Consider the following 12,409-nt stretch of genomic DNA (forward strand, 5'->3'; position numbering starts at 1 on the left):
CCCTAGCGATCACCACCCAGAATCTGACAGATCCGGTCAAGCTGATCCAGATCCTTATAGGCGATGGTCAAACGCCCGCCCTTCTCGCCAGCGTGATCGATATCGACCTTCATCCGCAGATGCGCCGACAGATCGGATTCCAGCGCGATGGTATCTGCGTCCTTCTCGGACCTGCGCCGGCCGGGTTTCGGGGCGCCCGGCTGTTGCTGCGCCAGTTTGCGCACCATTTCTTCGGTTTCACGAACCGACATGCCCTTCTCGATCACCCGCTGCGCCAGCTGAACCGGGTTCGGCGCCGTTATCAGTGCTCGTGCGTGACCCGAGGTCAATTTGCCTTCCTTGACCCAGTCCTGAATCTGGTCCGGCAGGGTCAGCAAACGCAGAAGGTTGGCAATATGGCTGCGGCTTTTGTTCAGCGCCTCGGCCAGCCGCTCCTGCGTATGACCGAAGCGATCCATCAACTGACGGAACGAGGCTGCCTCTTCCATCGCGTTCAGGTCAGCGCGCTGGATGTTCTCGATGATGGCGACTTCCAGAACCTCGGTATCATCCAGATCGCGGATGATGACCGGCAGTTCGTGCAGTTGCGCCATCTGCGCCGCGCGCCAGCGACGCTCTCCGGCGACGATCTGATACAGCCCGTCATCGCGCGGATGCGGACGAACGATCAGCGGCTGAAGCACCCCGCGATTCTTCAACGAGGCCGCCAGTTCCTGCAACGCCTCGGGGTTAAAGCTGCGGCGCGGCTGATCCGGGTTGGCGGTGATCTGCTCGATCGGGATCATGGTCCGGTCACGCGCGGTCGGCGCCGGGCTGTTCAGATCGACATCCGCCATCAGCGCCGAAAGGCCCCGACCCAGACCCCGTTTAGCGATTTTATTGTCCGACATCACGCGGCCTCCGGGATCAATTTCAGTCTTGCGGCGAATTCGGCCGCGAAATTCCGATATGCGGTGCTGCCCTTGGACATCGGATCATAGTTCAGAACCGGCTGAGCATGCGACGGCGCCTCGGAAACGCGAACATTTCGTGGAATTACAGTAGGATAGACCAAATCACCCAATGTTGCGCGTGCGTCAGCCTCGACCTGTTGGGACAGGGTGGTCCGGCTGTCGGCCATGGTCAGCAACACACCATTGATCCGCAATTCGCGATTGGCCGATTGCCGCACCTGCCGCACCGTGGTCAGCAGTTGAGACAGCCCCTCCAGCGCCAGAAACTCGGTCTGCAAAGGCACCAGAACGCTGTCGGCGGCCACCATCGCGTTGACGGTCAGCAGCCCCAGAGCCGGCGGGCAGTCGATGAGAACAATCGTCCCCCGCGGCACCTGTTTCAGCTTCTTGCTAAGCACCCGAACCCGGTCCGCAGTCTGAGACAGTTCGATCTCGGCCGAGGACAGATCCGAAGTGGCAGGCACAATCCGCAGATTGCGGATTGCGGTATCCTGAACCACATCCTCGATCGTTTCATCGCCGACAAGCAGATCGAAGGTGGTTTTCTTGCGCCGCTCGGCATCGATCCCCAACCCGGTCGAGGCATTCCCCTGCGCATCCAGATCAATCAGGATCGTGTCATGCCCTGCCTGTGCCAGCGCAGCCCCAAGGTTGATGGCCGTTGTCGTCTTACCAACCCCGCCCTTCTGGTTGGCGATGGCCACTATATGCAGATCATCCATGGGAAAGCCCGCTGATTTTCAGAATTGCCGCACCCTGCTGAGTCTCACTGGGAAACGCCTCACAAGTGAAGGTCCAGTCTGCGCGCGCGTCCTCTATTTCGGTTTGCCACTGCTGCCCCTTCATAAGCCACGCCTGCCCGTCTTTTGAGAGATGATGATCCAGATATGCCATGAGCCGTGGCAACGGAGCAAGGGCCCGCGCGCTGATATAATCAGTATTAAGCGGTTCCACGCCTTCAATCCGCTTCGCAATCACCCGGCAGTTGGTCAAAGCCAGTTCCCGAACCACAGTTCGCAAAAATGTCGCCTTGCGCTGATCGCTCTCGATCAGGGTGAATTTCAGATCACTGTCAGCCTTGGCAATCGCCAGAATCAGGCCGGGAAGTCCACCACCGCTGCCGATATCCAGCCATGTCCCTTTGCTGGCAGGGCAGATCCGGGCCAGTTGCAGACAATCCTCGATATGACGTTGTCGAATATCGGACACTGTCGAGGGAGCAATGAGATTGATCCTGCTGTTCCAGTGTCTCAGAAGATCCTCGTACTGTTCCAGGCGCGCCTCTGTTTCACGTGAAACATTCATGCGCTGTACCGCTTTCCGTCTCGCGCGATGACCAACAACAGTGTGAGCGCCGCAGGCGTCATCCCTTCCAGTTTCGATGCGGCGGCCAGAGAGGTGGGTTTCGCCTTATTCAACTTAAGGCGCAGCTCGGAAGACAAGCCCGGAACCGCCGAATAGTCAAAATCACGGGGCAAAGCGACATCTTCATCAGCTTTCAGCAGCGCCACATCGCGCCGCTGGCGATCCGCATATTGATCGTAAAGCGCGTCAATCTCAATCTGGCGCAGCGTTCTCGGGTCAAAATCAGCCAATTCCGGGGCCAAAGAACTGGCAGTTTCCTGATCGATCACCTGGCTACCGAGAAGAGAGAATATCGACCTACGCTGACCATCCTGCCGCACCGCAACACCCAGAGATTGAAGCTGAGACGGCGTAAACGAAGTTTCCTCCGTCAAAACACGTGCGGAACTATAGCGATCCATTTTATCGTTGAACTGCGCTGCCCTTTCGGCGCCAACACAGCCCAGATCAATACCCTTTTGCGTCAACCGCTGATCGGCGTTATCCGCACGGATCATCAGCCGAAACTCGGCGCGAGAGGTAAACATCCGGTAAGGTTCCGTCACGCCTCTGGTGGTCAGATCATCGATCATAACGCCAATATAGCTGTCCGCGCGGCTGAAACGGCAGGTATCGCGACCAGTCGCGGCCAAAGCCGCGTTAATTCCGGCCAGCAATCCTTGGGCACCCGCCTCTTCATAACCGGTTGTGCCGTTGATCTGCCCCGCCAGAAACAACCCTTTGACCGTTTTGACGGAAAGATCAGCATCAAGCGCGCGTGGATCTACGTAATCATATTCAACCGCATAGCCCGGTTGGGTGATCTCCGCCCTTTCCAGTCCGACAATCGAGCGGACATAGTCCAGTTGCACATCGGCCGGAAGCGAAGTCGAAATCCCGTTCGGGTAAACAGTTGTATCGTCCAATCCTTCCGGTTCCAGAAAAATCTGATGCGATTCCTTCTCAGCGAAACGGACGACCTTATCCTCAATTGACGGGCAATAGCGTGGGCCACGACCCGATATGGCGCCCCCGTACATCGCGGAACGGTGCAAATTTTCTCTTATTATTTCATGTGTTACGGCGTTTGTATGGGTGATTCCGCAAGAAATCTGGCGCGCCACCACGGTATCATTCAGATATGAAAACAACGTTGGTTCCTGGTCGCCCTCTTGCATCTCCAACCGATCCCAGGCGATACTGCGCCCATCGATACGCGGCGGCGTACCTGTTTTCAGCCGACCTAACGGCAGGCTAAACCGATTCAGGGAATCCGCGAGGGAAACCGAAGCCGCGTTCCCCCATCTGCCCGCTTGCCGCGACACATCTCCGATATGGATGACGCCATTCAGGAACGTGCCCGTGGTCAGGACTACGGAAGTCGCAAGGATTTCGCTGCCATCTGCCAGAGTCACACCTGAAACATGATTGTCCCTGCCACTAAATGCTGCGACCTCCGCAAATATCATTTCAAGATTTGGTACAGTTGAAAGATAGCGTCGAGCAGCCACACGATACCGGGCGCGATCCATCTGCGCTCTTGGACCCTGCACAGCCGGGCCTTTCCGGCGATTCAGCAAGCGAAACTGGATCCCCGCCCAATCGGCAACCCGTCCCATGACACCATCAAGAGCGTCGATTTCGCGAACCAGATGCCCCTTGCCCAACCCGCCAATCGCTGGATTACAGGATAAAGTGCCGATATCGCTCTCTTGCATGGTGATCAGCGCCGTTCTGGCGCCCATACGCGCGGCTGCAGCCGCAGCCTCGATGCCCGCGTGTCCGCCGCCAATGACTATCACGTCGAAATGTTTCACGTGAAACACTCCTCACTTTCCAATGCAAAAAGAGCTAAAGATCACGTCCAGATACTCTTCCGCGCCGATTCTGCCAAGTAGTCTGTCCAGAGAAACAGCCGTTTGCCGAATTAATTCCGCAAGAATCTCGGGTGGCAAATCATCAACCTGTTGCAAGGTATCCCGGGCGTCGCGAATCGCGCTTAGCTGTCGCTGCCGACTGACAAGCCCTGCCCCGGAAACGCGAAGGGACAACCGTTCATAAAGTTCATCCAGCAGCTGATTGATCCCGGCCCCCGTCACCGAAGATATCGCCATGCCTGTGTTCTGCGCCGCAAGATCCGCCTTCGTTGTCACCGCAATATCGCCGTCAGACCACAGCGAATCATCCACCTGCCCCGTTGAAGACAAATGCAGACGAAGATCGGCCGTCAACGCCCGGTTTCTGGCCCGATCAACGCCCATCGCCTCGATCTGGTCGTTCGATTCTCGCAGACCTGCCGTGTCCAGAAGCGTGACCGCCAAACCCTTCAGATCAATCCGCAACTCGATGATGTCACGCGTTGTTCCGGAAATGTCGGACACCAAGGCAACCTCGCGCTGCGCGATCCGGTTGATCAGGCTTGATTTTCCGGCGTTGGGGGGGCCTATGACCGCCACCTCAAACCCTTTGCGCAAACGCTCTGCCGCGTGAAAGCCATCTATCTCGCCGCTGAACTCACTGCGCAACTGGTGCAAGATATGAAAAACCTCGTTCGGTACATCATCTGGCACATCTTCATCGGCGAAATCGACGCTGACTTCGATCAGAGCGCCCGCCCGGATCAGCATCTGTCGCCACGTCTCGACCTTCCGGCTCAGCCCACCGCTGGCATTTTGCAGCGCCAGCTTGCGTTGTGCTTCGGTTTCAGCCTCCAGCAGATCGCCCAGTCCTTCAACGGCCGCAAGATCCATCCTTCCGTTCACATAGGCGCGGCGTGTGAACTCTCCTGCCTCGGCCTGCCGGCAACCGGCGGCTTGCAACGCCGCGGAAACGCGCCGGACGACAACCGGCGCACCATGCAACTGCAATTCCGCGACTTCCTCACCGGTAAAGCTGCTTCCGGCTTCGAACCAGATCACCAGAGCCTGATCCAGTTGTTCGTCGCCATCCCGGATCAGACGCAGCACCGCCTTGCGTGGTTCAGGCACCCGACCCGCGAACCGTTCCAGCATCGCGCGGGCCCCGGCACCGCTGAGCCTGATAACAGAAACGCCTCCCCGACCAGGCGGGGAGGCTTCGGCAAAGATCAGATCCATTTCAGCCCCGTCTAGGCGTTCATAGAATCGAAGAATTCCGCGTTCGATTTCGTTTGCTTCAGTTTCGAGATCAGGAATTCGACCGCATCCGTCGTCCCCATCGGGTTCAGGATACGCCGCAGCAGATAGGTTTTTTGCAGATCCTTGCTATCGACCAGCAATTCTTCCTTCCGCGTACCGGATTTCAGGATATCCATCGCCGGGAAGACGCGTTTGTCAGCCACCTTCCGATCCAGCACGATCTCGCTGTTGCCGGTGCCCTTGAACTCCTCGAAGATCACTTCGTCCATGCGCGAGCCGGTATCGATCAGCGCCGTCGCAATGATCGTCAGCGAGCCGCCCTCTTCGATATTCCGCGCCGCACCGAAGAAACGCTTGGGCCGCTGCAGGGCATTCGCATCGACACCGCCGGTCAGAACCTTGCCCGAGCTGGGCACCACGGTATTGAATGCCCTACCAAGTCTTGTGATCGAGTCCAACAAGATCACCACATCTCGTTTATGTTCAACCAGACGCTTGGCCTTTTCGATCACCATTTCGCTGACCGCGACGTGACGGCTGGCAGGTTCGTCGAAGGTCGAGGAGACAACCTCGCCGCGAACGCTGCGCTGCATGTCGGTCACCTCTTCGGGGCGTTCGTCGATCAGCAGTACGATCAGATAGCATTCCGGGTGATTTTTCTCGATCGAATGGGCAATATTCTGCAGCAGCACCGTCTTGCCGGTGCGCGGCGGCGCCACGATCAGCGACCGCTGACCCTTGCCGATGGGCGCCACCAGATCAATGATGCGCGCCGAACGGTCCTTGATCGTCGGGTCCGGGATTTCCATGTTCAGCCGCTCATCGGGGTAAAGCGGCGTCAGGTTGTCGAAGGCAACTTTGTGGCGGGCCTTTTCGGGGCTTTCAAAGTTGATCTTTTCGACCTTGGTCAGCGCGAAATAACGCTCATTCTCGCCCGGGGCGCGGATCACGCCTTCGACCGTGTCGCCGGTGCGCAGGCTGTGCTGGCGGATCATGTCGGGGCTGACATAGATGTCGTCGGGACCGGGCAGATAGTTCGCCTCGGTCGAGCGCAGAAAGCCGAAACCGTCCTGCACCACCTCCAGCACGCCATCGCCGCCGATGTCCCAACCGTCTTCCGCATGTTCCTTGAGCAGCGAGAACATCATCTCGCCCTTACGCATGGTCGAAGCGTTCTCTATTTCCCATTCCTCGGCCATCGACAGCAGGTCGGCCGGGCTTTTCGCCTTGAGGTCGGACAGGTTAAGGCGCTCTTCGCTCATTTCATCACCGATTGGCCGCCAGATGCGGTCGCATATGTCATGTCGTGGAGAATCCCGTGCCGGACGGCCGGTTTGGCGGTTCAGATAGAGACGAAATCCCCGCGAGTCAATCTTTGAGTCAGAATTTGACGATCACCGCCAGAACAATGCCGATCATCAGCAGCGTCGGAACCTCGTTCATCATCCGATAGGTTCGTCCGCTCAGCGCCCTGCCCGCCGCCAGTTCGCGGCGCTGGACCGAACACCAGCCGTGAAACGCGCTCATCCCCAGAACGCAGATGGCCTTGATCCAGGGCCAGATCATCGACCAATCGACGATTCCGGGTGTCATCACCAGCGCCAGACCACTGATCCAGGTGGCGATCATCGCCGGGCGCATGATGAAGCGCAGCAATTTGTGCTCCATGATCGTCAGACTGGCCGCAGGCTCGGTCCCTGATTGCCCCCGTTCGGCGTGATAGACGTACAAACGCGGCAGATAGAACAGCCCCGCGATCCATGACAGCACCGCCATGACGTGAAACGCCTTCGCATAGGGATAGATCGTGACCAACAGGTCCTGCATCGCAAATTCTCCTGACCGAAAGGCTTCTAAAATAAAGATAGAGGAAAAGGAATGTTGTAGATGTAGGGGCTGTGGAGAACGGGATTACCATGATTTTCACCATTCGATCCCTAGTTCGTGGTGTTGTGGATAAACCCTGAATAACCTCACAAGTAAGAATTTTTAACATTTATATTCAATGTGTTGTATTGTGGATAACTATGTGGAAAGTTGCCACGACGACAGCTTATCCACATTTTTGTTCAAGCAGCGCGCCGGGTTGTGCACCTGTGGATGACCGGCATCTGTTGACGCTTCGTTCTGGCGTCATCTTCGAGGGTTTCGCGGCGGACGCCAGTTACCCACGGATTCGTTCAGCGATCCTCCACCGGGTTATCCACAGTTTGCCCGAAAGACACATAAAAGCCGCCAGATGGCTTTCCTCGGCGGACATCGCGGCCTAATCTGCCCTGACGGGAAATCAGCAGAAACAAGCAGCGCCATGTCCGATACGACGCCTCACCCCTCGATCCCGCTGGCCGGGGTCATCGGTATGCCCATCGCACACAGCCGTTCGCCAAAGGTGCATGGGTTCTGGTTGCAGCGTTATGGCATCGCCGGGCATTACATCCCCATCCCGGTGATGCCGGATCATCTGGCCGAGGTTCTGCGCGCCCTGCCCCGGATGGGCTTTGTCGGGCTGAACGTGACCATCCCGCATAAAGAAGCCGCGCTGACGCTGGCCGATGTGGTGACCGACCGGGCGGCGCTGATCGGCGCGGCAAATACGTTGATCTTCCGGCCAGACGGCAAGATTCATGCCGACAATACCGACGGATATGGCTTCATCGCCAATCTGCGCCAGCATGCGCCGCAATGGCAGCCCTCGGCCGGTGCGGCTGCGGTGATCGGCGCGGGAGGGGCTGCACGGGCGGTCGTGGCCTCGCTGCTGGACAGCGGCGTGCCGGAATTGCGCATCACCAACCGCACCAAAATCCGGTCCGAGCAGATCAAATCCGAATTCGGCGCGCGGGTCGTGGTCTATGACTGGGCGCAGGCGGGCAATATGCTGGAGGGCGCGACAACCGTGGTCAACGCCACCGCGATGGGGATGGATGGCAAGCAGCCGCTGCGGGTGCCGCTGGACGCGCTGTCAGGTGACGCGCTGGTGACCGATCTGGTCTATACCCCGCTGATGACCCCCTTTCTGGTCGAGGCGCAGGCGCGTGGCTGTCAGGTCGTCGATGGGCTGGGAATGCTGCTGCATCAAGCCGCGCCGGGTTTCGAGCGCTGGTTCGGCAAGCGCCCCGAGGTTGACGAGGACACCAGACAGGCCGCCCTCGCATGACATTCCGGCTGGGACTGACCGGCAGCATCGGGATGGGGAAATCCACCACTGCCCGCATGTTCCGCGATCTGGGTCACCCGGTCTGGGACGCGGATGAGGCCGTGCATCGCCTTTACGCCGCAGATGGCGCGGCGGTGGGGCCGGTCTCGCAGGCTTTTCCAGCGGCGCTGAAGGATGGCGGTATCGACCGCGCGGCGCTGAAATGTGCGCTGGCGGGCGATCCGGATGCGTTGTCGCGGCTGGAATCCATCGTGCATCCGCTGGTGGCCGCGGATCGGGCGCAATTTCTGGACCGCCACCGCGACCGGCCGCTGGTGGTGTTCGACATTCCGCTGTTGTTCGAGGCGGGCGGCGCGCAGGATATGGACGGAATCGCCGTGGTCTCGACCGACGCCGCCACCCAGCGCGAACGTGTGCTGGCCCGGCCCGGCATGACGCCGGAAATGCTGGAGATGATCCTGTCGCGGCAGCTTCCCGATGCCGACAAGCGTGCCCGCGCCGACTGGATCATTCCAACCGACAGCCTGACGACCGCCCGGGCCGCCGTCGAACGGATCTGCAAAGAGGTGACAACACATGCGTGAGATCGTTCTGGATACCGAAACCACCGGCTTTTACGCTGAAAAGGACGACCGCATCGTCGAGATCGGGGCGCTGGAACTGATCAACCACCTGCCCACGGGCCGGACGTTTCATGTCTATATCAACCCCGAGCGCCCGATGCCGCAAGAGGCGTTCGAGGTTCACGGGCTGGGCGACGATTTCCTGCGCGACAAGCCGAAATTCGCGGAAATCGCGCAGGGTTTCATTGATTTCATCGCCGATGATGCGCGGCTGGTGATCCATAATGCCAGCTTTGACATGAAATTCCTCAATGCCGAGCTGAAACGCGCAGGCCATGCCACCTTACCCTTCAGCCGCGCGCTGGACACGCTGGCGATGGCGCGCGAGAAATTTCCCGGCTCGCCCAACACGCTGGATGCCCTGTGCCGCCGCTTTGGCGTGGACAACTCGGGCCGGGAACTGCACGGCGCGCTTCTGGACAGCGAATTGCTGGCCGAGGTCTATCTGGAGCTGATCGGCGGGCGTCAGCCCGATCTGGTGCTGGACCGGCCCGGACAAGCTGCGCGGACGGGCGAAAGCCGCGACACCCGCGCCACGCCGCGTCAGGCCCGGCCTGCACCCCTGCCGCCGCGCCTGACCGAAGACGAGGCCGCCGCACATGCCGAATTCATCGCCCGTCTGGGTGAAAACTCCGTCTGGGCACGATATTCCGCCTGACCCGCAAGGAGATCGGATGCTGAATTACCTGCGCGACCTGTGGAGCTTCTGGGCCTCGGTCTTCGACCGGCTGGACAAGACGCATATGACGCTGATCGCCGCCGGGGTGGCCTTTTACGCCATGTTCGCCGTCTTTCCGGGCCTTGCCGCGATCCTTGCGCTGTGGAGCCTGTGGTTCGACCCCAACGCGATCATGGCCTATGTCGAGGTGGCGCATGAATTCGTGCCCGAGGGCGCGGTGGACATCATCGACGGGCAGATCACCGATCTGACCTCGGCGGGGCGGACCTCGATCGGCTGGGCGTCCTTCGTCTCCTTCATGATTGCGACGATCGCCGCCCGTGCCGGGGTGGATGCGCTGATCCGGGGGCTGAACGCGGCCCATGGGGTGCGGGCGCATTCCACGATCTTCGGCTTCATCCTTGCCTATGTGCTGACGCTGGCCATCGTCGGCATTTCGCTGGCCGGGCTGGCGACCATCGTGGCGGTGCCGGTGATCCTGAATTTCATGGTGATCGGACCGGTGCGGGCATGGCTTCTGACCGGCCTGCCCTGGGCGGGAATGTTCGCGCTGGTGATCGTGGGCATCGGCATCCTTTACCGATACGGCCCCAATGTGAAGGCGCCGCGCACGCCGATCTTTACATGGGGATCACTGTTCGCCGCATTGCTGTGGGCGGCGGGATCGGTGGCGTTTTCGGCCTATCTCAGCAGTTTCAACAGCTATAACCGCATCTATGGCTCTATCGGTGCGGTCGTGGCGCTGCTGATGTGGTTCTATATGGGCGGGTTTTCGGTGCTGCTGGGGGCGCTGGTCAATGTCGAACTGGCCCGGCGCAAGCGTATCGCCGCCGCGCGGGCGGCGCGGCAGGCGGGATCAGATGACGGGCTGGCCGAAAAGGCCTAGGCCTCCAGCCCCTCGGTCGTGGCAAAGAACATCGCCTGCGACACGGCCGAGCGGACCTGTTCCTCGGTATAGGGTTTCGAGATCAGGAAGGCCGGTTCGGGCCGGTCGCCGGTCAGCAGCCGTTCGGGGAAGGCGGTGATGAAGATCACCGGGATTTCGCCCAGATCGCCCAGCAATTCGTTGACCGCATCGATGCCGGAAGAACCGTCGGCCAGCTGGATATCGGCAAGGATCAGGTCGGGACGCGCCTTGCCGGCCAGATCGATGGCCTGGCTGTGGGTGCGCGCGACGCCGGTCACGTCATGGCCCATCGCCTGCACGATGCCCTTCAGGTCCATGGCGATGATGGTTTCATCCTCGATCACCATGACCTTGCCGCACAGGGCCGCGCCCATTTCGTTCAGCGCGATCTGCACCAGCTCTTCGGCCTCGGGCTGCTCGACCTGCATGATCCGCGCGATCTGGTCATAGCGCAGCTCTTCGATGGTGCGCAGCAGCAGCGCCTCGCGCGAATTCGGGGTCAGCGCCTGCAGGTGATCCTGCGCGCGCCTTTCCCGGGCGGTCTGGTCGTCGGTCGCGACCGGCTGGCCGGAACTTTGCCAGATGGCGTGGAAGGTTCGGAACAGGCCGACGCGGGTATCGTCTTCGCCACCCAGAACCGAGCGGTCCGACAGGATCGCCTCCAATGTGGCTGCCGCGTAATTGTCGCCTGCGCTTTGGCTGCCCGTCAATGCACGCGCATAACGACGCAGAAAGGGAAGCTCGCGCCCGATGGATTGGGCCAGGTCGGCAGTTGCCATGATCAAGTCCTTGGAATTCGCATATTGCGTGGAACCATTGTTAACCCCTACAGGTTGGTGCAGGTGCGCACAAGATTGTCGGGACTAACAAAAGCATGACCACCACCAAACGGGATGATCGTCGAAAGGCGGAAATAGAAAAACAGATCGACGAGAATCTGCGGCGTGTCTATGAGCAGGACGTCAGCGACGAGATTCCGGATCGCTTTCTTCAATTGCTTGACAAGCTGAAACAGCAGGACTGACCGCATGACTTCGGCTGCCAAGCGCAATGACGACGGTAACACCGCTGCGGATGAACGCCATCCCCGCGATCAACTGGTGGATCACCTGCCCGCCCTGCGCGCATTCGCCCTGTCGCTGACGCGCGAGGGCGCCTCGGCCGACGATCTGGTGCAGGACACCATCGTCAAGGCATGGACCAATATGGACAAGTTTCAGGCGGGCACCAATCTGCGCGCCTGGCTGTTCACGATCCTGCGCAACACCTTCTATTCGGCCCGGCGCAAGACCAAGCGTGAAGTGTCCGACACCGACGGCATCCATGCCGCGAAACAGGCGACCCGGCCCGACCATGACGGACGTCTGGCGTTGCGCGATTTCCGCGCCGCGTTCGAGCAATTGCCCGATGAGCAGCGCGAGGCGTTGATTTTGGTGGGCGCGTCCGGCTTTTCCTATGAACAGGCCGCCGCGATGACCGGGGTTGCCGTCGGCACGGTGAAATCACGCGCTAATCGCGGTCGCCGCAAACTGGCCGAACTGCTGGACCTGTCGGGCGCCGACGATCTGGACATGACCGATCAGGCGACGCTGGCCGTCATGTCGGCCAGCCAGACGATCATGCGCTGACATCC

14 protein-coding genes are annotated in these 12,409 nt (G+C 60.0%); 6 read left to right on the forward strand and 8 right to left on the reverse strand.

What is annotated here, in order from left to right; genetic code table 11:
- Window positions 1–2: 2 nt before the first annotated feature.
- The 7 genes from JHW40_RS03585 to JHW40_RS03615 form a co-directional block, all read right to left on the reverse strand.
- Window positions 3–890: a ParB/RepB/Spo0J family partition protein gene (locus JHW40_RS03585; RefSeq protein ID WP_090611164.1), complete on the reverse strand. Its 888-nt coding sequence runs from the start codon at window positions 888–890 to the stop codon at window positions 3–5.
- Entirely contained in the window at window positions 890–1,675 is a 786-nt protein-coding gene (locus tag JHW40_RS03590) for a ParA family protein (protein WP_090611163.1), read from the reverse strand. Before JHW40_RS03590 ends, JHW40_RS03585 begins: the two co-directional genes overlap by 1 nt.
- Window positions 1,668–2,258: a 16S rRNA (guanine(527)-N(7))-methyltransferase RsmG gene (gene rsmG / locus JHW40_RS03595; protein ID WP_090611162.1), complete on the reverse strand. Its 591-nt coding sequence runs from the start codon at window positions 2,256–2,258 to the stop codon at window positions 1,668–1,670. The genes JHW40_RS03590 and rsmG overlap by 8 nt, the downstream gene beginning before the upstream one ends.
- Window positions 2,255–4,114, reverse strand: a complete 1,860-nt coding sequence (gene mnmG / locus JHW40_RS03600) for a tRNA uridine-5-carboxymethylaminomethyl(34) synthesis enzyme MnmG (RefSeq protein ID WP_090611161.1) — start codon at window positions 4,112–4,114, stop codon at window positions 2,255–2,257. The genes rsmG and mnmG overlap by 4 nt, the downstream gene beginning before the upstream one ends.
- A gap of 12 nt (window positions 4,115–4,126) precedes the next feature.
- Window positions 4,127–5,392 carry a tRNA uridine-5-carboxymethylaminomethyl(34) synthesis GTPase MnmE gene (gene mnmE / locus JHW40_RS03605; protein ID WP_090611160.1) on the reverse strand — a complete coding sequence of 422 codons (1,266 nt, stop codon included), beginning with the start codon at window positions 5,390–5,392 and terminating at the stop codon, window positions 4,127–4,129.
- Window positions 5,393–5,403: 11 nt separating this feature from the next.
- Window positions 5,404–6,675, reverse strand: a complete 1,272-nt coding sequence (gene rho, locus JHW40_RS03610) for a transcription termination factor Rho (RefSeq protein ID WP_090611159.1) — start codon at window positions 6,673–6,675, stop codon at window positions 5,404–5,406.
- A gap of 118 nt (window positions 6,676–6,793) precedes the next feature.
- Window positions 6,794–7,240: a CopD family protein gene (locus JHW40_RS03615; protein WP_090611158.1), complete on the reverse strand. Its 447-nt coding sequence runs from the start codon at window positions 7,238–7,240 to the stop codon at window positions 6,794–6,796.
- Window positions 7,241–7,721: 481 nt separating this feature from the next.
- Between JHW40_RS03615 and JHW40_RS03620 the strand changes: the two genes are divergently transcribed.
- From JHW40_RS03620 to JHW40_RS03635, 4 genes are read left to right on the forward strand one after another with little or no spacing between them, the layout of a single operon-like run.
- Window positions 7,722–8,567 (forward strand): shikimate dehydrogenase, encoded by an 846-nt coding sequence (locus JHW40_RS03620; RefSeq protein WP_090611157.1) that lies wholly within the window; start codon window positions 7,722–7,724, stop codon window positions 8,565–8,567.
- Window positions 8,564–9,151 carry a dephospho-CoA kinase gene (gene coaE / locus JHW40_RS03625; RefSeq protein ID WP_090611156.1) on the forward strand — a complete coding sequence of 196 codons (588 nt, stop codon included), beginning with the start codon at window positions 8,564–8,566 and terminating at the stop codon, window positions 9,149–9,151. The genes JHW40_RS03620 and coaE overlap by 4 nt, the downstream gene beginning before the upstream one ends.
- Window positions 9,144–9,848: a DNA polymerase III subunit epsilon gene (gene dnaQ / locus JHW40_RS03630; protein WP_090611155.1), complete on the forward strand. Its 705-nt coding sequence runs from the start codon at window positions 9,144–9,146 to the stop codon at window positions 9,846–9,848. Before coaE ends, dnaQ begins: the two co-directional genes overlap by 8 nt.
- A gap of 16 nt (window positions 9,849–9,864) precedes the next feature.
- Complete coding sequence (locus JHW40_RS03635) at window positions 9,865–10,755, forward strand: YihY/virulence factor BrkB family protein (RefSeq protein WP_090611154.1); 891 nt, start codon at window positions 9,865–9,867, stop codon at window positions 10,753–10,755.
- On the opposite strand, the gene JHW40_RS03640 is transcribed toward JHW40_RS03635, so the two are convergent.
- Entirely contained in the window at window positions 10,752–11,555 is an 804-nt protein-coding gene (locus JHW40_RS03640; RefSeq protein ID WP_090611153.1) for a response regulator, read from the reverse strand. The two genes, JHW40_RS03635 and JHW40_RS03640, sit on opposite strands and share 4 nt — an antisense overlap.
- Window positions 11,556–11,650: 95 nt before the next feature.
- On the opposite strand from JHW40_RS03640, the gene JHW40_RS03645 reads away from it, so the two are divergent.
- Complete coding sequence (locus JHW40_RS03645; RefSeq protein WP_090611152.1) at window positions 11,651–11,800, forward strand: NepR family anti-sigma factor; 150 nt, start codon at window positions 11,651–11,653, stop codon at window positions 11,798–11,800.
- A 4-nt stretch (window positions 11,801–11,804) separates the two neighbouring features.
- Entirely contained in the window at window positions 11,805–12,404 is a 600-nt protein-coding gene (locus JHW40_RS03650; protein ID WP_090611151.1) for an RNA polymerase sigma factor, read from the forward strand.
- Window positions 12,405–12,409: the final 5 nt, after the last annotated feature.

This window comes from Paracoccus alcaliphilus (assembly GCF_028553725.1).
GTDB classification, from domain to species: Bacteria; Pseudomonadota; Alphaproteobacteria; order Rhodobacterales; family Rhodobacteraceae; genus Paracoccus; species Paracoccus alcaliphilus.

Bases quoted from the DNA above. Each gene is read 5' to 3' on its own strand.
- mnmE (WP_090611160.1), bottom strand. From the start codon at position 5,392: ATGGATCTGATCTTTGCCGAAGCCTCCCCGCCTGGTCGGGGAGGCGTT.
- JHW40_RS03585 (WP_090611164.1), bottom strand. From the start codon at position 890: ATGTCGGACAATAAAATCGCTAAACGGGGTCTGGGTCGGGGCCTTTCG.
- rho (WP_090611159.1), bottom strand. From the start codon at position 6,675: ATGAGCGAAGAGCGCCTTAACCTGTCCGACCTCAAGGCGAAAAGCCCG.
- JHW40_RS03645 (WP_090611152.1), top strand. From the start codon at position 11,651: ATGACCACCACCAAACGGGATGATCGTCGAAAGGCGGAAATAGAAAAA.
- JHW40_RS03635 (WP_090611154.1), top strand. From the start codon at position 9,865: ATGCTGAATTACCTGCGCGACCTGTGGAGCTTCTGGGCCTCGGTCTTC.
- JHW40_RS03620 (WP_090611157.1), top strand. From the start codon at position 7,722: ATGTCCGATACGACGCCTCACCCCTCGATCCCGCTGGCCGGGGTCATC.
- JHW40_RS03650 (WP_090611151.1), top strand. From the start codon at position 11,805: ATGACTTCGGCTGCCAAGCGCAATGACGACGGTAACACCGCTGCGGAT.
- rsmG (WP_090611162.1), bottom strand. From the start codon at position 2,258: ATGAATGTTTCACGTGAAACAGAGGCGCGCCTGGAACAGTACGAGGAT.
- JHW40_RS03590 (WP_090611163.1), bottom strand. From the start codon at position 1,675: ATGGATGATCTGCATATAGTGGCCATCGCCAACCAGAAGGGCGGGGTT.
- JHW40_RS03615 (WP_090611158.1), bottom strand. From the start codon at position 7,240: ATGCAGGACCTGTTGGTCACGATCTATCCCTATGCGAAGGCGTTTCAC.
- coaE (WP_090611156.1), top strand. From the start codon at position 8,564: ATGACATTCCGGCTGGGACTGACCGGCAGCATCGGGATGGGGAAATCC.
- JHW40_RS03640 (WP_090611153.1), bottom strand. From the start codon at position 11,555: ATGGCAACTGCCGACCTGGCCCAATCCATCGGGCGCGAGCTTCCCTTT.
- dnaQ (WP_090611155.1), top strand. From the start codon at position 9,144: ATGCGTGAGATCGTTCTGGATACCGAAACCACCGGCTTTTACGCTGAA.